Raw genomic sequence first — 17,344 nt, 5'->3', positions numbered from 1 at the left:
AGAAAAATGACAAAAAAACCATATAAAGTAATGGCTCTATCAGCACTTATGGCAGTATTTGCAGCAGGAAATATTATGCCGGCTCATACGTATGCAGCTGAAAGTACAGTGAAACAAGCTCCAGTTCATGCGGTAGCAAAAGCTTATAATAACTATGAAGAATATTCATTAGGACCAGAAGGTTTGAAAGATGCAATGGAAAGAACAGGTTCAAATGCTTTAGTAATGGATCTGTATGCTTTAACAATTATTAAACAAGGTAATGTTAACTTTGGAAATGTATCGACTGTTGATGCAGCTTTAAAAGGAAAAGTGATTCAGCACCAAGATACAGCTAGAGGAAATGCGAAGCAATGGTTAGATGTATTAAAGCCACAGCTTATTTCAACGAATCAAAACATCATTAACTACAATACAAAATTCCAAAACTATTATGATACTTTAGTTGCTGCGGTAGATGCAAAAGATAAAGCGACTCTTACGAAAGGCCTAACTAGATTATCAAGTAGTATTAATGAAAATAAAGCGCAAGTGGATCAGTTAGTAGAAGACTTGAAAAAATTCCGAAATAAAATGACGTCGGATACGCAAAACTTCAAGGGTGATGCAAATCAAATTACATCTATATTAGCTAGTCAAGATGCAGGGATTCCACTTCTGCAAAATCAAATTACAACGTACAATGAAGCAATTAGTAAATATAATGCAATTATTATCGGTTCATCTGTTGCGACAGCTCTAGGACCAATTGCAATTATTGGTGGTGCAGTAGTTATTGCTACGGGCGCAGGAACACCGCTAGGAGTCGCATTAATTGCAGGTGGTGCAGCAGCTGTAGGCGGTGGTACAGCTGGTATCGTATTAGCGAAGAAAGAACTTGACAATGCACAAGCTGAAATTCAAAAAATAACTGGACAAATTACAACTGCTCAATTAGAAGTAGCTGGGTTAACGAACATTAAAACACAAACTGAGTATTTAACAAATACGATTGATACTGCAATTACAGCGTTGCAAAACATTTCAAACCAATGGTATACAATGGGATCAAAATACAATTCTTTACTTCAAAATGTGGATTCAATTAGTCCAAACGATCTTGTTTTCATTAAAGAAGATTTAAACATTGCGAAAGATAGCTGGAAAAACATTAAAGACTATGCAGAAAAGATTTATGCTGAAGATATTAAAGTAGTAGATACGAAAAAAGCATAATCGAATACGAATCGTTAGGGCGTTAAGTGTTGATGAATGATTTGAAGCTCCTGTTCAGTTGTGAGCAGGAGCTTTTGATATCCTTATAAAGAGAATAGGTGAAAAATATGCAGAAACGATTTTATAAAAAATGTCTTTTAGCGGTAATGATTGCTGGGGTGGCAACGAGTAACGCATTTCCTTTACATCCTTTTGCAGCAGAACAAAATGTAACGGTGCTACAAGAAAATGTGAAAAACTATTCTCTTGGACCAGCAGGATTCCAAGATGTAATGGCACAAACGACATCAAGCATATTTGCAATGGATTCATATGCAAAATTAATTCAAAATCAACAAGAGACGGATTTAAGTAAAATAAGTTCGATTAATAGTGAATTTAAAGGGAGTATGATTCAGCATCAAAGAGATGCAAAAATTAATGCAGCATATTGGTTAAATAATATGAAGCCTCAAATTATGAAAACAGATCAAAATATTATAAATTACAATAATACTTTTCAATCGTATTATAATGACATGTTAATAGCGATTGATCAAAAGGATAGTGGAAAATTAAAAGCGGATTTAGAAAAGTTGTATGCGGATATTGTAAAGAATCAAAATGAGGTAGATGGATTATTAGGAAATTTGAAAGCTTTTCGCGATAGAATGGCGAAAGATACAAATAGTTTCAAAGAGGATACAAATCAGTTAACAGCGATATTGGCAAGTACGAATGCTGGTATTCCAGCTCTAGAGCAACAAATAAATACATATAACGATTCGATTAAAAAGAGTAATGATATGGTCATTGCTGGTGGCGTACTTTGCGTAGCTCTAATAACATGTCTTGCTGGCGGGCCGATGATTGCGGTTGCGAAAAAAGATATCGCAAATGCAGAAAGAGAAATCGCCAATTTAAAAGATAGAATTTCAGGAGCACAAGCAGAAGTCGTAATTTTGACTGATGTAAAAAATAAAACAACAAACATGACAGAAACAATTGATGCAGCAATTACAGCACTACAAAACATATCAAATCAATGGTATACAGTAGGTGCAAAGTATAATAATTTATTACAAAACGTAAAAGGAATTAGTCCGGAAGAGTTTACGTTTATAAAAGAAGATTTACATACAGCGAAAGATAGCTGGAAAGATGTAAAAGATTATACAGAAAAATTACATGAAGGTGTGGCAAAGTAAACAGTGGACTAGTTCTGCTGTTTATTTTTCATCCTGTTTTTTGTGAGAGTTGAGCTTGCAATTATATATAAGTTTGTCATGTGTTTTATCAATGTGGCTATTGGGTAATAGTTAATCAAATTGATACGAATAACCTAAATAAATTTCTGATCAAGTCTTTTATATGTAATGTTTTAATGAAAAAAGCTATACTGTAAGCAAAACTAAAAATTGGAGAGGAAATACTACAACATGGAAAATTATCTATTATTTATCCTTACAGCAATGTTAATCATAATGATGCCTGGTCCTGGTTTTGCACTAGTTACAAAAAATACTATCTCGCATGGTAAAAATGGCGGGATAAAGACTGTTTTAGGAACGATATCTGGAATGATGATTCATACAATAATGGCTACGTTAGGACTTTCTGCTATCTTAATGAAATTTGCTATGTTATTTACATTTATAAAATATGCTGGGGCTGTTTATTTAATTTATTTAGCTGTAAAGTCAATTAAAAGTGCCTTACATAAAAAAGAAGATATGTCAGGTTCAGCAGAAATGGACTCTAAGGATATTGGGGCAATTAAAAGCTTTAGACAAGGATTTACTACGGCAATTTTAAATCCAAAAACCGCTGTATTTTTCCTTAGTTTTTTACCCCAATTTATTGTGAGTAATCAAAATCATTTCTTCCAATTTCTTTTGTTAGGACTCACATTTACGACTTTGACAGCAATATGGTATTTACTTTACATCTCACTCATACGTCAATTAAGAACTTTTTTAAGAAAAGAAAGAGTGAACCGTACAATAGAGGGTATTACAGGCGCCGTATTATTAGTATTTGGAGTTAGATTGTTTTTCCAAAAATAAATATGTAGATAAAACGAGAAATAAAAAAGTTGATTATTTCTCGTTTTATTCTTTAAAATCTGCAACAGAATCAGGATTTCCCCTCAAAGTATAAATTCCAAGAGGAACCGTTTTTTTATTTACTTATATACGTACAGCTGTACCACTGACAGCAACCATTAACATTCCATCACGAACAACTTCGTAATCTACGTCAATACCAACGATAGCGTTCGCACCCTTTTCTTTTGCAAGTTCTTTCATTTCGCCCATTGCAATATCACGAGCGTCTTTTAGTTTACTTTCATAAGCACCAACACGGCCACCGACAACATCACGAACGGAAGCGAATACATCGCGGACAATATTTGCACCCATAATAGCTTCACCATTTACAATATCAATATACTCAATAATCTCTTTACCTTGAATTCCAGAAGTTGTTGTTACAATCATGACTGACACTCTCCTAATATTTTATAATTTTTGATTAGCTTTCTTATGTCATAGAAAAAGTAGTTCTGGTACCAAAAATGCTTGATAGAAACATAGAATATTTTTGGCATCAGAAACAAGTCTAGTTTCTTACAGAATGAAAGCAAGGCAATTGTTTAACATATGTATCGCTATAACATATGCAATGGATCTTTTAGAAATAAGATAAGCCGCAGTAAGTATCAACGATCCAGGTAAATAAATAGCAATATCCGAAAGTTGGTTCGTATGAAGAAGTGTAAAAATCATAATCGAAATGATAGATGCAATAGCAGTACCAATATGGTAAGAAAAACGATTTATTAATATGTGGCGAAACACAATTTCTTCAAGTATTGGACCCAGAATACCAAATACAAGCAATGTAAATACAAGAGGTACCTCTGCACCCGTTTCAAGGAGCTGCTCTTGGTTCTCTGGTTGACCAGTTGCTAGAAAATGCATAACACACTGTTCCACAATTAACGTAAATAAAACTACCATAGGAATACTTACTATTTTCAAAATTGTCTTCTCTTTAAAATAAGTAAAACTTTCAATAATTTCTTTCCTAAAGTAAATGATTCCTACAATAGCAGGTACAGTAAAACCGATGGCACTAAGAACAAATTCTGATTCAACTAAATTGACATTAGCTAAAAGTGATATGCCAAATAGTATGTACAAGCCAATTTGAAATGGTACAAACAGTGTAAAGATTATTAGCATAATGATTTCTTTTTTATTCATTTTTATAAAGTTCACTGTATTGCCCCCATAATTAAATTACCTATAATTTTTGATTTTTCTTTCTGCATAACGCTCTCCTTCTAAATATATTTATATAAGATTATAAACCGGACGGTTCGGTCTGAATCGAAATCTAATGATACTACAAGTTTCTAGTTTTTTAAACCCTTTTTATAAAGTATTAACAAAATCAAAATGGAAAAAAGCAAATATATTTATATTTCAGTTGCTTTGTTACAATTTAATTCCAGTAATCATTAATGGTTAATCTTTTATAGAATGAAGTGAAAGTGGGAGTAGTTCAAACACTTTAGCTAAACATATTGATAAAAATTATATATAATAATCATATGTCTATACATTAAAATTAACTATATATTTTTACACCTCTACGATTTTAGATAAAATTAGTTGTATAATATGACTGAATTAAACAATTGGTCATGTTGTTTTGACGGAAAATTCACTTAATTTATGTAGGTAATACAATTTGATTAACTTCTTTTCAAACTGTATTGTTTGAGGTTTCCATAAGATAGGGATTGATAAGATATTTCTGTTCCAAACTTATTTATACTTACAAAAAAATTAAGAAAATAGAGGGTAAACATTACCTAGAATATTAGGATCGTTTTCATTAGGAGGATTACAAAGCATGACTAAAGTTGATAAGGTTAAAGAAAAAATTATTGAAACATCTTTATATTTATTTAATACTAATGGGATAACTCGCACATCCATCCAGGATATAATGACAGCTACTGAACTACCTAAAGGATCTATTTATCGTAGATTCAAAAGTAAAGAAGAAATTGTCCTTGCTGCCTACGACAAAAGTGGTGAGATTATGTGGAGTCATTTTCATAAAGCAATGGAAAATAAAAAGACAGCAATTGATAAAATCCTTGCAATTTTCCTTGTATATCAAGATGCAGCTAATAATCCTCCTATTGCTGGAGGCTGTCCATTACTTAATAGTGCCATTGAAAGTACTGGAGTATTTCCAGAATTACAAAAAGCAGCAGCAAAAGGTTATGATGATACAGTAATGTTAATGGCTTCTCTCATAAAAGAAGGAATAGAGAAACAAGAATTTAAAGAAGATATAGAGGTTATATCACTCGCTTCCTTTCTTGCCTCTTCAATGGAGGGGGCTATTATGGCAAGTCGAGTATCTAACGATAATATACACCATCATTATTTTATTGAACAAATAAAACATCATCTTTTCACTTATTCTAAATAAGTGAGAACTTGCATTGTTTCCATCCAATTTTTATAAAATTAAATTGAGTAAATACCCCTTATAAATAGTAACTTCTGTTTATAAGGGGTATTTGAATAGTTTTTAGATGATGTTTCATGTTTCTTATTGAACGGCTTTGTTATCGTTACTACAGAAAAAATGTGAATTAAATGTTAATTGATTTACATGTTTCAAGCGTATCTATATTGAGTTTGTAAATCTACACAATAAGTTTTCATTATATATTAAGTGTAGTAGAAGTTCAGATAGATAAAATTCGGTAGTCGAATTTTTTTGCATAAAGCTGTATAATGCTTGTAACGAAAGGGAAATACAGGAAGGGATTTGTAATGAGTTACTATGGAAAAAGATAAACAACAATTAAGCGTTGAAGTTGCAAGATTATATTATCAATCAGATTATAGTCAGCAAGAAATTGCTAACAAATTAAATATTTCAAGACCGACGATTTCTAGATTGTTAAAGTACGCGAAAGAAAAAGGGTTTGTTCAAATTAGCATCGCCGATCCATTTGCTGATTTAGATAACGTCGGGAATTTACTGAAAGAAAAGTACAACTTGTTAGAGGCACATGTTGTATTTTCTCCAGTGCCGGAATATGCAACGATTACAGAGTATATAAGTAAATATGCTGCTGAGTATATGGAAAAGACGGTTAAAAACGGTGATATTGTTGGTGTAAGCTGGGGCATGACTATGTATGAAATCGCTAGAAAAATCGTACCGCAACATGTAAAAGGGGTGGAGGTTGTCCAGCTAAAAGGTGGTATTAGTCATTCAAGTGTAAATACATATGCGAATGAGACGATAGCTTTATTTGCAGATGCTTTTCAAACGACGCCAAGAAATCTACCTCTTCCAGTTATATTTGATAATGCAGTGACAAAAGAATTAGTAGAGCAGGATCGACATATTCATCACATTATTGAAATGGGGAAACAAGCGAATATTGCAGTTTTCACTGTAGGAACAGTGCGAGACGAAGCGCTATTATTCCGATTAGGTTATTTCGATAAGGATGAAACAAGTTTACTCAAAAAACAATCGGTCGGTGACATTTGTTCACGTTTCTTTGATGGAGACGGAAATATTAGTAGCGAAGAGATTAATCAGCGTACAATTGGAATTGAGTTAGAGGAACTGAAATTAAAGAAACGCTCTATTTTAGTTGCAGGTGGTAATAGAAAAATAAAAGCAATTGATGGTGCGTTACGTGGCGGGTATGCAAATGTATTAATTATCGATCAGCATACAGCGAAAGAATTATTACATTATCAAAAAGATTAGAAATAAAAGGCGTTCTCAAGATGTTAATTTTGAGAATGCCTTTTATTTTGTTATGTATGAATGATAGGAGTTTTTTTGAACACAAATTGCCTTTTTAAAAATAATTATGGATATGGAGATACATACTACCATTGTTAACATAAAAATTTTGATTATATATCTGAAATGTTCTTTGTTAGAATGCGCTTTATTTACTACAAGATGATTCCTTTTAAAAAGAATGAACAAAATTTCAAAAGTGTATTTACATTTGTTCAACTAAGAGTTAGAATGAAGTTGTTAAAAGATATGAGGAGTGAAGATAATGAACATTGCAAAGTTAATTGACCATACAATTTTAAAAGCTAATACTACTAAAGAAGATGTTATGAAAGTAATCGAAGAAGCAAAGGAATATAAATTCGCTTCTGTTTGTATTAACCCAACATGGGTAAAATTAGCGGCTGATGAACTAGCTGGACATGATGTAGACGTTTGTACTGTAATCGGTTTCCCATTAGGAGCAAGCACGACTGAAACAAAAGCATTTGAAACAAAAGATGCTATTGCAAAAGGTGCAACTGAAGTTGATATGGTAATCAACGTAGGCGCTTTAAAAGATGGTGACAACGAACTTGTTGAAAAAGACATTTATGAAGTAGTACAAGCAGCAAAAGGAAAAGCTCTTGTAAAAGTAATCATTGAAACTTGCCTATTAACAGATGAAGAGAAAGTACGCGCTTGTGAATTATCAGTAAAAGCTGGTGCTGACTTCGTAAAAACTTCAACTGGATTCTCAACTGGCGGAGCAACTGCTGAAGATATCGCATTAATGCGTAAAACAGTAGGACCAAACGTTGGTGTAAAAGCATCTGGCGGTGTTCGTACACGTGAAGATGCAGACAAAATGGTAGCTGCTGGAGCTTCTCGCGTTGGAGCAAGTGCTAGTGTTGCAATCGTATTAAATGATGCAAAAGGTGCTACAGATAACTACTAATCATTAATGAAGTGAAGAGCAATAGATACACAAAGTAAAGTGTATCTATTGCTTTAATAATTGAAAAAAATGTAAGCGGATACGAATGGGAGGAGACGGCTTATGAAATACTTAATTGGTATTTTTGGCCTCGTATTGATTTTAGGTATCGCTTGGCTTGCTAGTAATAATAGAAAGAAAGTCAAATATCGCCCAATCATAACGATGGTTATATTACAATTTATTTTGGGGTTTTTATTATTAAATACAAGTGTAGGGAATATATTAATTAGCGGAATAGCAGATGGTTTTGGAGAGTTATTAAAATATGCCGCTGATGGTGTGAATTTCGTATTTGGTGGATTAGTAAATCAAAAAGAGTTTTCGTTCTTTTTAAGTGTATTAATGCCAATCGTATTTATATCAGCTTTAATAGGTATTTTGCAACACATTAAAGTATTACCTATTATTGTGAAATCTATCGGTCTAGCATTAAGTAAAGTAAATGGAATGGGGAAACTAGAATCATATAATGCAGTTGCTTCTGCGATTTTAGGACAATCTGAAGTGTTTATTTCAGTTAAGAAACAATTAGGGTTATTGCCAGAGAAAAGAATGTATACATTATGTGCATCTGCAATGTCTACCGTTTCAATGTCTATCGTCGGATCATATATGGTGTTATTAAAACCGCAATATGTTGTAACCGCTTTAGTGCTTAACTTATTCGGTGGCTTCATCATTGCTTCTATCATTAACCCGTATGAAGTTACTGAGGAAGAAGATATGTTAGAAGTACAAGAAGAAGAGAAAAAGACTTTCTTTGAAGTATTAGGGGAATACATTATTGATGGATTTAAAGTTGCGATTACAGTAGCAGCTATGTTAGTCGGTTTCGTTGCTCTTATCGCATTCATTAATGCAGTATTTAAAGGTGTAATCGGTATTTCATTCCAAGAAATTCTTGGTTATGTATTTGCACCATTTGCATTTATTATGGGTGTACCTTGGCATGAAGCAGTTAATGCCGGAAATATTATGGCAACAAAATTAGTATCGAATGAATTTGTCGCTATGACAGATTTAGCACAAGGAAACTTTAATTTCTCAGATAGAACGACAGCGATTATATCTGTATTCTTAGTTTCATTTGCAAACTTCTCTTCAATTGGGATTATTGCAGGGGCGGTTAAGAGCTTAAATGAAAAGCAAGGGAATGTAGTCGCAAGATTTGGTTTGAAATTACTATTCGGTGCAACATTAGTAAGTTTCTTATCAGCAACAATCGTTGGCTTATTATTTTAATAGATTCGTATCATATAAAAAGGAATGGTGATTGTAATGAGAATGGTAGATATTATTGCAAAAAAACGTGACGGCAAAGAATTAACGACTGAAGAAATCAAATTCTTTATTAATGGATATACAGACGGAAGTATTCCTGATTATCAAGTGAGTGCGCTTGCAATGGCAATCTTCTTTAAAGATATGACAGATCGCGAACGTGCAGATTTAACGATGGCGATGGTTGAGTCTGGTGAAACGATCGACTTATCAGCAATTGAAGGAATTAAAGTAGACAAACATTCAACTGGCGGTGTTGGTGATACAACAACTTTAGTATTAGGACCATTAGTTGCTGCTTTAGATGTACCAGTAGCAAAAATGTCTGGTCGTGGTTTAGGACATACAGGCGGAACAATTGATAAATTAGAAGCGGTAGAAGGATTCCACGTTGAAATTACGAAAGAGCAGTTCATTGATATTGTAAACCGTGACAAAGTAGCTGTTATTGGACAAACAGGAAACTTAACACCTGCAGATAAAAAGATTTATGCATTACGCGATGTAACAGGAACGGTTAACTCAATTCCTTTAATCGCAAGTTCAATTATGAGTAAAAAAATTGCAGCAGGTGCTGACGCAATCGTACTTGATGTAAAAACAGGTGCTGGTGCATTTATGAAAACAGAAGAAGATGCAAAAGAATTAGCACATGCAATGGTACGTATCGGAAATAATGTAGGACGTCAAACTATGGCTGTTATTTCAGACATGTCACAACCGCTTGGTTTTGCGATTGGTAACGCTCTAGAAGTAAAAGAAGCGATTGATACGTTAAAAGGTGAAGGTCCAGAAGATTTAACAGAATTAGTACTTGTATTAGGTAGCCAAATGGTCGTACTTGCGAAAAAAGCAAATACGTTAGAAGAAGCTCGTGAAATGCTAATTGAAGTTATGAAAAACGGAAAAGCAACTGAGAAGTTTAAAGAGTTCTTAAGCAATCAAGGCGGAGATAGCTCAATTGTAGACAATCCAGAAAAAATGCCACAGGCGAAGTATGTAATTGATGTACCTGCAAAAACTTCAGGTGTTATTTCTAACATTGTTGCAGATGAGATTGGTATTGCAGCTATGTTACTTGGTGCAGGTCGTGCAACGAAGGAAGATGAAATCGATTTAGCAGTAGGATTAATGTTACGTAAAAAAGTTGGCGATGCAGTAAAAGAAGGCGAGCCATTCGTAACAATCTACGCAAATCGTGAAAATGTAGAAGATGTAAAAGCAAAAATTTATGAGAACATCTCTATCGCTGAAACAGCAGTGGCTCCTAAATTAGTTCATACAGTTATTACTGACTAATCATCATTTCGTTTACTTTGAGGGGGAAATAATATGGGTAAGAAAAAATATATTGAAGAAGCAAACAAGATGTTATCGAAAGCGTATATTCCGTATTCTAAATTTCCTGTTGGCGCAGCGTTAGTTACGAAAGAAGGGAAAATCTATACTGGTTGTAATATAGAAAATGCTTCTTACGGTTTATGTAACTGTGCAGAAAGAACAGCAATATTTAAAGCAGTATCAGAAGGTGAGCGCGATTTTAGTTACTTAGTTATTACAGGAGAAACTGATGGACCGATTTCACCATGTGGTGCGTGTAGACAAGTAATTGCTGAATTCTGTGACCCGAAAATGCCTGTATTATTAACGAATGTAAAAGGTGATGAAAAAGAAGTGACTGTTGAGCAGTTACTGCCAGGTGCTTTCTCAATAGAAGATTTAAAATAAATTGAAAAGCCATTCTACAATTATTATTTGTGGAATGGCTTTTTTATTTTCAAAAATTGAATGTAATATTTTGTTCATACTCCGTTCATAAACTTTGCTTAAAATAATTGCAGCGAATATAGAAAGTTTACAACAGGAGGAATAGAATGAAGAAATTATATAATGCGGCATTTATTTACTTAATTATTGGTTTATTATCAGGTGTATTTGCAAGAGAGTATTCGAAAGCACAAGGAATTAAAGGATCCACAATGTTGCAATTAGTGCATACACATGTATTAGTGCTCGGTTTTGTATTCTTTTTAATTGCTTTAGCTTTATGTAAAGTGTTTCATGTACAAGAAACAAAGAGCTTTTGTGCATGGTTTGTTGTTTATAATGTAGGAGTAATCTTTACTATTGTTACAATGCTATGGAGAGGTCTTCTACAAGTAAATGGAACTGACTTTTACGGTTTAAGCCATATGGCTGGATTAGGTCATGTTATTATAAGTATCGGGCTCGTTTGGTTTATGATTTTGCTCAAAAAGTCTTTTAAATAGATAGGAGTGGGAAGAGTATGATAGCACTTTTATCAAGTATTTTAGCGGTTTGTATGGCTGTTGGTGTCATGTTTCTGCGCTTTAAAGCAGCGAAAAAACCGGTAACGAAAAAGAAAATTATATTGCCGCCAATTTTTATGAGTACTGGAGCAATGATGTACTTTTTACCGGAATTCCGATTAACGTCGTTAGAAATAATAGAAGCAATTATTGCAGGGCTTATTTTCTCTGTATTTCTTATAAAAACAACGAAGTTTGAAATAAGAGACGAACAAATATATATGAAACCGTCAAAAGCATTTATATTTATTTTAGTCGGATTATTAGCTGTACGAGTAGCGTTGAAATCATATTTAAGTCAATCGATTGATTTAGCGGAGTTAAGTGGAATGTTTTTCTTACTTGCATTTGCGATGATTGTGTCGTGGAGAATTGCGATGTATCGCTCGTTTACTAAATTAAAAAAGAAAATAAAAAGAGCTGGAATTTCTATATAGGAAATCCAGCTCTTTTTATGTTTTATTAGAATTCTTTAGCTCGGAACTCATTTGCTTAATTTTAAACGTATTTGAGCATCTTGTAATGCAGCAGGTGTAACGTTAAGACCATTTTGATCAACAATTTTTGTGTTTAATAAAATGGAATCTAAGCTTCCACGAAATGTTTGTGTATAGTTTTGGCGCAACATTTGTTGTTCTTGTTTTTCATCAACTGTTAATCCATTCGCTTTTTCTTTTTTTGACAATTCGTTAATACGGAATAAAATGTTTTGCATTTTGTTCACCTCTTATTTAAATTTAAATTAGCAACTTACTAATTTATAGTTATTGTAACTTGTTTAGTTGCCTGTGTCAATACTATCTAAAATTTAGTTAAAAATTGACGAAAAATTATAACAATAATAGAATGAAGTGTATTGAATAATTAGTTTCACAATTATACATAAAACGCTAGGGGGATTATCATGAAATCAACATTTTTTGCTCAAAATAGAGAACGATTAGCAAACACATTACCAGAGGGATCTATTACGATTTTATTTGCGGGACAAGCACCGCATATGTCAGCTGATGCACATTATAAATTTGTACCGAATCGTAATTTTTACTACTTAACGGGAATCGATGAACCAAATGTTATTTTTATGCTGAAAAAGGTTGGAAGTAGTGTTGAAGAAACACTTTTCATTGAAAAGGCAGATCCAGTAATGGAAAAATGGGTCGGTAAAACAGTTTCTAACGAAGAAGCAGAGAAAATTTCAGGTATAAAGAAAGTTATATATTTAGATAGCTTTGAAAAGACAATGTCAAATATACTTTTTACAGAAAATGCGAAGCATCTATATTTAGATATAGAACGTCGTGATTGGAATGGTACGGAGACAAAAACATTAGCATTTGCTAAACATGTAAGAGAAAAATACCCACACGTAACAATTGGTAATGTATATCCGAACATTTGTGAATTACGAGTATTTAAAACAGAGGAAGAAATTGAAATTATTAAAGAAGCGATTGCTATAACGAAAGACGGTATTTACAACGTACTTAAGCATGCAAAAGCAGGCATGATGGAGTATGAATTAGAAGCACAATTTGATTTTACACTGAAGTCATCTGGAATTAAGTACCATGCGTTCAATACAATTTTGGCGAGTGGGAAAAATGCTACAGTTCTTCATTATGAAGATAATGATGCACAAATTCAAAATGGTGACTTAGTATTACTAGATTTAGGTGCTCAAAAAGACTACTATAACGCTGATATTAGTTATACATTCCCAGCAAATGGAACATTCTCTAGTCGCCAAAAACAAATTTATAATATTGTATTAAAAGCATTAAAAGAAACAACAGAGATTATTAAGCCAGGATTAAAGTTCGCTGCATTAAATGAGCATACAAAAAAGGTACTGGCAGAAGAGTGTAAAGCAATTGGTTTAATTCAAGAAGATGAAGAGTTATCAAAATACTATTATCATGGTGTCAGCCATTTCCTTGGTTTAGATACACATGATGTAGGAACATATAAAGATAGAGTGTTAGAAGAAGGTATGGTTATAACAATTGAACCTGGTCTTTATATTGAAGGAGAATCAATTGGAATTCGTATTGAAGATGACATTCTTGTAACGAAAGACGGGTATGAAAACTTGTCAAAAGATATCATTAGGGAAGTTGAAGAAATTGAAGAATTTATGAGTGTAAATAATGAACATGTAAAAGGAAACCAAGCTGTAGTTAAATAATAAAAGAGTCATCACTAATTTATTTGAACTTTATCTCGAATCGTGGACAATTAAAAAATCCATGATTCGGGATAGGGTTCTTTTCTTCGAAATACTAATCTTTAATTATTAATCCTAATAAAGTAGCAAACTGAACAGCTTGATATGTCGATACTTTACATCCTCTTAAATCGTTCACTGAAACTGTAAGTGTATCAAAGGTAGAAGAACTAATATCTATCCCCTTCAGTGATGTCTGATCAAAATTAGCTTCATCAAGACTACATAATTGGAATTCAACTTTTTTAAGTTTACAGTCAAAAAAATCTGCATTATTTAATGAAGTTTCATTGAAGATGATTTTTTCTAGTTTAGAATTTCCAAATGCCGCTAAATTCAAAATTGAATTCTCAAATTTAACATTTCCTAAGCTAGATCCTGTGAAATTTACTCCGATTAATTTACTGTTTTTAAATTCGACTCTGTGAACAGAAGAATTGCTTAAATTAACATTTGATAAATCACAGTTTTCAAAACAAACATCTGTAATATCAATATTGCTAAAGTCTGTATTAGTAAACTTACAGTTTTTTATCACCGCATCATATAACCGCACTCTATCTACAGATTCATTTTCGAAAGTGGAGTCTATAATTTCACACACTTCCAATGTTGGATCTTCTTCATAAAAAATATCTTGAAAATTCTTTGAAGATAACTCTGGTGAAATTTTTGGTCTATCAATTTTCATCGTATATCAATCCTCTTCTATTTGATATATTTGTGTAATTTGAGTCCATTGTCTGTGAGGAACATTAGTTCTTATTATACAAAAATCTAAGTTCTTTTGTGAAGAGCATTTTAGCTACATTTTTCTTATTTAATAATAGCAGTGTTATTGTTTCTTAAGAAATAACGTCAAAACAAATACGAGAACGGCTAATATAGTCGCTACAAGGAAAGCATTTTGTATTACTAAAATATTCGTCTCTTGTAATGTCTCCGCTTTTAGTAATTTTCCAATTAGCTTACGTAAGATCTAATTACATCTCCTTATTTTCTTGAAAATCAACTTCTATAATGATTTTGAAAAAGAATAAGGAGGGATTGTCCATGAAGCGATTTGTATTAGCAGCCGTTACTGTCTCTGTAATATTTTTAATTGCTGCCTGTTCTGTGACGACAAATACAACAAATGATCATAAAAATATGAATGATAACAAAACACTACAGACTGAAACAGCTACAACACCATTGAAGGTTGAAAAAGGGCCAGAAGTTACTTTAATAGCGAAAGAAGAAAAGCAAAAATTAAGTAACGGTGTTATTGTTCCAGTCTGGACATTTAATGGCTCATCTCCTGGTCCAGAAATTCGGGTGAAAAAAGGTGAAAAGGTGAAAGTGACATTAAAAAATGAATTATCTGCACCAGTATCTATTCATTGGCATGGATATCCTGTCCCAAATAACATGGATGGAATTCCGGGCGTGACACAAGATGCAGTTGAACCAGGAAAAAGTTTCACTTACGAATTTGAAGCGAACGTACCAGGAACGTACTGGTATCACTCGCATCAAGATTCTGTAAATCAATTAGATAGAGGTTTGTATGGAGCGCTCATTGTAGAGGATACAAAGGAAAAATATGATAAAGATTACACATTACTGTTGGATGAATGGGTTACAGATAAAGAAGAAATTAAAAAGCAGTTAAAAGAAATGACAAAAGGGCAAATAGGTAATAAATCTAAAGGTGATGAAAATACGAAAAAGAATGATGATAAGAACGGCATGGATCATTCTGGTATGGACATGGGCAGTGATCAAAAAGACTCTGGCAATATGGCAGGAATGGACCATGGAAATATGAAGATGGAAGGTCATGATATGAGTATGTATGATTTATTCACAATCAATGGAAAAAGCGGTGATTTAGTAGTGCCATTGAAAGTGAATAAGGGAGATAAAGTTCGTCTTCGACTTGTTAATGCTGGTTATCTATCACATGATATACATGTTCACGGTCATGATATAAAAGTAATTGCGACAGATGGTCAACCAATAAACGATCCAAAAGTTATAAAGGATAAAGTAATTTCAATCGCACCGGGTGAACGTTATGATATTGAATTTACTGCTAATAATCCTGGGAAGTGGTATGTTGAGGACCATTCAAAAAATAAAGGTGCAAAAGGAATGAAAGCTGTTATTGAGTATGATGGCAGCAAAGAGATGAAAGATAAAGCAGATGAAAAGGGAAAATTAGCGAAATTAGATATGACGAAATATGGTGCTAAAAAATTAGGTAGTTTCACGTTAAATCAAGAGTATACTGCCACATATAATATGGACTTAAATACGCAAATGAATGAAAATGAAATGGTATATACAATTAACGGAAAGGTATTTCCGGATATTGACCCAATTCAAGTGAAAAAGGGTGATTTAGTAAAAGTGAAATTGGTAAATCGTTCTAAAATGGATGATCACCCAATGCATTTACATGGTCACTTCTTCCAGGTGTTGAGTAAAGATGGAAAACCGATAGAAGGTTCTCCAATTGTAAAAGATACATTGAACTTAAAACCAGGAGAAGAATATGAAGTAGCCTTTGTAGCAGACAATCCCGGTGAGTGGATGTTCCACTGTCACGACCTACATCATGCTTCAGCAGGGATGGTAACGGAAGTGAACTATACAGATTATAAATCTGACTATGTTCCAAACCAAAACATTCCTAATAAGCCAGAATAATAGGAAGCAGTTATCCTATGGATAGCTGCTTATTCATTTTTGTTGCAAGTACTAATGTATATGTTGATTATGCCCAGGTGAAGGTGAAGGTGCAGGAGTATGATCTGGGAATGTCGCGAATACGGCAACGATAATTACTACACTAATTGAAAGGAATAACAAAAAACGACGTTGGATAAAAGTAGAAAAGTTCTCCGATAACAATTGAATCACACAGGACATAGTAATCGTTATAGTAAGTAAAAGGCTAATGAACAATATACTATGAGCTTGTTGAGCGTTTAACATTTCTGTAATCATTGCTCCCATCATACTTGCCATTAATCCAGAGAACATTCCTTCTAAAGCAGTATATAGGTGAAAACGTAGACCCACTAAAAAACCGATAAAACCACTAATTAAAATAGCAAGTAAAGTAGAATATAGTAATTCCCCCTTAAAGAGAATGCCTAAATAAAAACCAATACTTAAACCGATACTCATACTAAAAGACATAATAAATACCATATACTCCATTAGGGTAACCTTACGTTTAGAAATATTGGATACAATAAGAATTGAGGTACAGCAAAGTGTTAAGGTAGTTAACGTATAAGCAAACATTATGATACCTCCTTGTCCTATCGTTCATTTCATCATATGTGTACTTATGATAATTTATATCTGCATATTATCTGCACAATTTCATAGATGTAAGCAAAGGAACGCTTGATTTTTTAGGGCGTCTTTTTTAATTGTAAGCATGTGAAAGAAATTGTTATATTATGAGTTTCTATT

At 33.0% G+C, this 17,344-nt stretch carries 18 protein-coding genes; 13 read left to right on the top strand and 5 right to left on the bottom strand.

Annotated features, from left to right (window positions below):
• The first annotated feature begins 6 nt into the window (after window positions 1-6).
• The 3 genes from nheB (at window position 7) to QCI79_RS03445 (ending at window position 3,260) form a co-directional block, all read left to right on the top strand.
• Window positions 7-1,215 (top strand): non-hemolytic enterotoxin NHE subunit B, encoded by a 1,209-nt coding sequence (gene nheB, locus QCI79_RS03455; protein ID WP_000162986.1) that lies wholly within the window; start codon window positions 7-9, stop codon window positions 1,213-1,215.
• Between the two features lie 107 nt (window positions 1,216-1,322).
• On the top strand, window positions 1,323-2,402 hold the full coding sequence (gene nheC, locus QCI79_RS03450) for a non-hemolytic enterotoxin NHE subunit C (protein WP_001171995.1): 1,080 nt from the start codon (window positions 1,323-1,325) through the stop codon (window positions 2,400-2,402).
• Between the two features lie 231 nt (window positions 2,403-2,633).
• Window positions 2,634-3,260 carry a LysE family translocator gene (locus QCI79_RS03445; RefSeq protein WP_000432999.1) on the top strand — a complete coding sequence of 209 codons (627 nt, stop codon included), beginning with the start codon at window positions 2,634-2,636 and terminating at the stop codon, window positions 3,258-3,260.
• A 123-nt stretch (window positions 3,261-3,383) separates the two neighbouring features.
• On the opposite strand, the gene QCI79_RS03440 is transcribed toward QCI79_RS03445, so the two are convergent.
• Both QCI79_RS03440 and QCI79_RS03435 read right to left on the bottom strand, forming a co-directional pair.
• The gene (locus QCI79_RS03440; RefSeq protein ID WP_000637518.1) at window positions 3,384-3,695 is read right to left on the bottom strand and encodes a heavy metal-binding domain-containing protein; all 312 of its coding nucleotides are present in this window, start codon (window positions 3,693-3,695) and stop codon (window positions 3,384-3,386) included.
• Window positions 3,696-3,824: 129 nt separating this feature from the next.
• Window positions 3,825-4,478 (bottom strand): CPBP family intramembrane glutamic endopeptidase, encoded by a 654-nt coding sequence (locus QCI79_RS03435; RefSeq protein ID WP_001009302.1) that lies wholly within the window; start codon window positions 4,476-4,478, stop codon window positions 3,825-3,827.
• 640 nt (window positions 4,479-5,118) lie between these two features.
• Here QCI79_RS03435 and QCI79_RS03430 point away from each other — a divergent pair.
• The 8 genes from QCI79_RS03430 to QCI79_RS03395 all read left to right on the top strand — a co-directional run bounded on the left by QCI79_RS03430 (window position 5,119) and on the right by QCI79_RS03395 (window position 12,083).
• On the top strand, window positions 5,119-5,709 hold the full coding sequence (locus QCI79_RS03430; protein ID WP_000169648.1) for a TetR/AcrR family transcriptional regulator: 591 nt from the start codon (window positions 5,119-5,121) through the stop codon (window positions 5,707-5,709).
• Between the two features lie 360 nt (window positions 5,710-6,069).
• Window positions 6,070-7,017 carry a DNA-binding transcriptional repressor DeoR gene (locus QCI79_RS03425; RefSeq protein WP_000409786.1) on the top strand — a complete coding sequence of 316 codons (948 nt, stop codon included), beginning with the start codon at window positions 6,070-6,072 and terminating at the stop codon, window positions 7,015-7,017.
• A gap of 304 nt (window positions 7,018-7,321) precedes the next feature.
• Entirely contained in the window at window positions 7,322-7,993 is a 672-nt protein-coding gene (gene deoC / locus QCI79_RS03420; RefSeq protein WP_001017441.1) for a deoxyribose-phosphate aldolase, read from the top strand.
• Between the two features lie 102 nt (window positions 7,994-8,095).
• On the top strand, window positions 8,096-9,277 hold the full coding sequence (locus QCI79_RS03415; RefSeq protein WP_000876173.1) for a NupC/NupG family nucleoside CNT transporter: 1,182 nt from the start codon (window positions 8,096-8,098) through the stop codon (window positions 9,275-9,277).
• A gap of 36 nt (window positions 9,278-9,313) precedes the next feature.
• Window positions 9,314-10,615, top strand: a complete 1,302-nt coding sequence (locus QCI79_RS03410; RefSeq protein ID WP_001983022.1) for a pyrimidine-nucleoside phosphorylase — start codon at window positions 9,314-9,316, stop codon at window positions 10,613-10,615.
• Window positions 10,616-10,648: 33 nt separating this feature from the next.
• On the top strand, window positions 10,649-11,044 hold the full coding sequence (locus QCI79_RS03405) for a cytidine deaminase (protein WP_000516778.1): 396 nt from the start codon (window positions 10,649-10,651) through the stop codon (window positions 11,042-11,044).
• Between the two features lie 146 nt (window positions 11,045-11,190).
• Window positions 11,191-11,586 (top strand): DUF2871 domain-containing protein, encoded by a 396-nt coding sequence (locus QCI79_RS03400; RefSeq protein WP_000737864.1) that lies wholly within the window; start codon window positions 11,191-11,193, stop codon window positions 11,584-11,586.
• Window positions 11,587-11,603: 17 nt separating this feature from the next.
• Window positions 11,604-12,083: a CcdC family protein gene (locus QCI79_RS03395; protein WP_000561043.1), complete on the top strand. Its 480-nt coding sequence runs from the start codon at window positions 11,604-11,606 to the stop codon at window positions 12,081-12,083.
• A 47-nt stretch (window positions 12,084-12,130) separates the two neighbouring features.
• On the opposite strand, the gene QCI79_RS03390 is transcribed toward QCI79_RS03395, so the two are convergent.
• The gene (locus tag QCI79_RS03390; protein WP_001179612.1) at window positions 12,131-12,361 is read right to left on the bottom strand and encodes a DUF896 domain-containing protein; all 231 of its coding nucleotides are present in this window, start codon (window positions 12,359-12,361) and stop codon (window positions 12,131-12,133) included.
• Window positions 12,362-12,550: 189 nt separating this feature from the next.
• Between QCI79_RS03390 and QCI79_RS03385 the strand changes: the two genes are divergently transcribed.
• Window positions 12,551-13,834: an aminopeptidase P family protein gene (locus QCI79_RS03385; RefSeq protein WP_000842968.1), complete on the top strand. Its 1,284-nt coding sequence runs from the start codon at window positions 12,551-12,553 to the stop codon at window positions 13,832-13,834.
• 94 nt (window positions 13,835-13,928) lie between these two features.
• Here QCI79_RS03385 and QCI79_RS03380 read toward each other — a convergent pair whose 3' ends face one another.
• Window positions 13,929-14,564 (bottom strand): pentapeptide repeat-containing protein, encoded by a 636-nt coding sequence (locus QCI79_RS03380; protein ID WP_000687273.1) that lies wholly within the window; start codon window positions 14,562-14,564, stop codon window positions 13,929-13,931.
• Between the two features lie 362 nt (window positions 14,565-14,926).
• Here QCI79_RS03380 and QCI79_RS03375 point away from each other — a divergent pair, with 362 nt between their 5' ends.
• Window positions 14,927-16,567 (top strand): multicopper oxidase family protein, encoded by a 1,641-nt coding sequence (locus QCI79_RS03375; protein ID WP_000819877.1) that lies wholly within the window; start codon window positions 14,927-14,929, stop codon window positions 16,565-16,567.
• Window positions 16,568-16,618: 51 nt separating this feature from the next.
• On the opposite strand, the gene QCI79_RS03370 is transcribed toward QCI79_RS03375, so the two are convergent.
• A complete protein-coding gene (locus QCI79_RS03370; protein ID WP_000458547.1) occupies window positions 16,619-17,170 on the bottom strand; it encodes a hypothetical protein in 552 nt (183 codons plus the stop codon).
• Window positions 17,171-17,344 lie beyond the last annotated feature (174 nt).

The sequence above is a fragment of the Bacillus cereus group sp. MG1 genome (assembly GCF_040460035.1).
Classification (GTDB): Bacteria; Bacillota; Bacilli; order Bacillales; family Bacillaceae_G; genus Bacillus_A; species Bacillus_A cereus.
This window is presented reverse-complemented; position numbering and strand designations above follow the sequence as displayed.

Excerpts from the sequence above, each read along its gene's own strand:
- nheB (WP_000162986.1), top strand. The coding sequence starts at position 7 with ATGACAAAAAAACCATATAAAGTAATGGCTCTATCAGCACTTATGGCA.
- nheC (WP_001171995.1), top strand. The coding sequence starts at position 1,323 with ATGCAGAAACGATTTTATAAAAAATGTCTTTTAGCGGTAATGATTGCT.
- QCI79_RS03445 (WP_000432999.1), top strand. The coding sequence starts at position 2,634 with ATGGAAAATTATCTATTATTTATCCTTACAGCAATGTTAATCATAATG.
- QCI79_RS03440 (WP_000637518.1), bottom strand. The coding sequence starts at position 3,695 with ATGATTGTAACAACAACTTCTGGAATTCAAGGTAAAGAGATTATTGAG.
- QCI79_RS03430 (WP_000169648.1), top strand. The coding sequence starts at position 5,119 with ATGACTAAAGTTGATAAGGTTAAAGAAAAAATTATTGAAACATCTTTA.
- QCI79_RS03425 (WP_000409786.1), top strand. The coding sequence starts at position 6,070 with ATGGAAAAAGATAAACAACAATTAAGCGTTGAAGTTGCAAGATTATAT.
- deoC (WP_001017441.1), top strand. The coding sequence starts at position 7,322 with ATGAACATTGCAAAGTTAATTGACCATACAATTTTAAAAGCTAATACT.
- QCI79_RS03415 (WP_000876173.1), top strand. The coding sequence starts at position 8,096 with ATGAAATACTTAATTGGTATTTTTGGCCTCGTATTGATTTTAGGTATC.
- QCI79_RS03410 (WP_001983022.1), top strand. The coding sequence starts at position 9,314 with ATGAGAATGGTAGATATTATTGCAAAAAAACGTGACGGCAAAGAATTA.
- QCI79_RS03405 (WP_000516778.1), top strand. The coding sequence starts at position 10,649 with ATGGGTAAGAAAAAATATATTGAAGAAGCAAACAAGATGTTATCGAAA.
- QCI79_RS03400 (WP_000737864.1), top strand. The coding sequence starts at position 11,191 with ATGAAGAAATTATATAATGCGGCATTTATTTACTTAATTATTGGTTTA.
- QCI79_RS03395 (WP_000561043.1), top strand. The coding sequence starts at position 11,604 with ATGATAGCACTTTTATCAAGTATTTTAGCGGTTTGTATGGCTGTTGGT.
- QCI79_RS03390 (WP_001179612.1), bottom strand. The coding sequence starts at position 12,361 with ATGCAAAACATTTTATTCCGTATTAACGAATTGTCAAAAAAAGAAAAA.
- QCI79_RS03385 (WP_000842968.1), top strand. The coding sequence starts at position 12,551 with ATGAAATCAACATTTTTTGCTCAAAATAGAGAACGATTAGCAAACACA.
- QCI79_RS03380 (WP_000687273.1), bottom strand. The coding sequence starts at position 14,564 with ATGAAAATTGATAGACCAAAAATTTCACCAGAGTTATCTTCAAAGAAT.
- QCI79_RS03375 (WP_000819877.1), top strand. The coding sequence starts at position 14,927 with ATGAAGCGATTTGTATTAGCAGCCGTTACTGTCTCTGTAATATTTTTA.
- QCI79_RS03370 (WP_000458547.1), bottom strand. The coding sequence starts at position 17,170 with ATGTTTGCTTATACGTTAACTACCTTAACACTTTGCTGTACCTCAATT.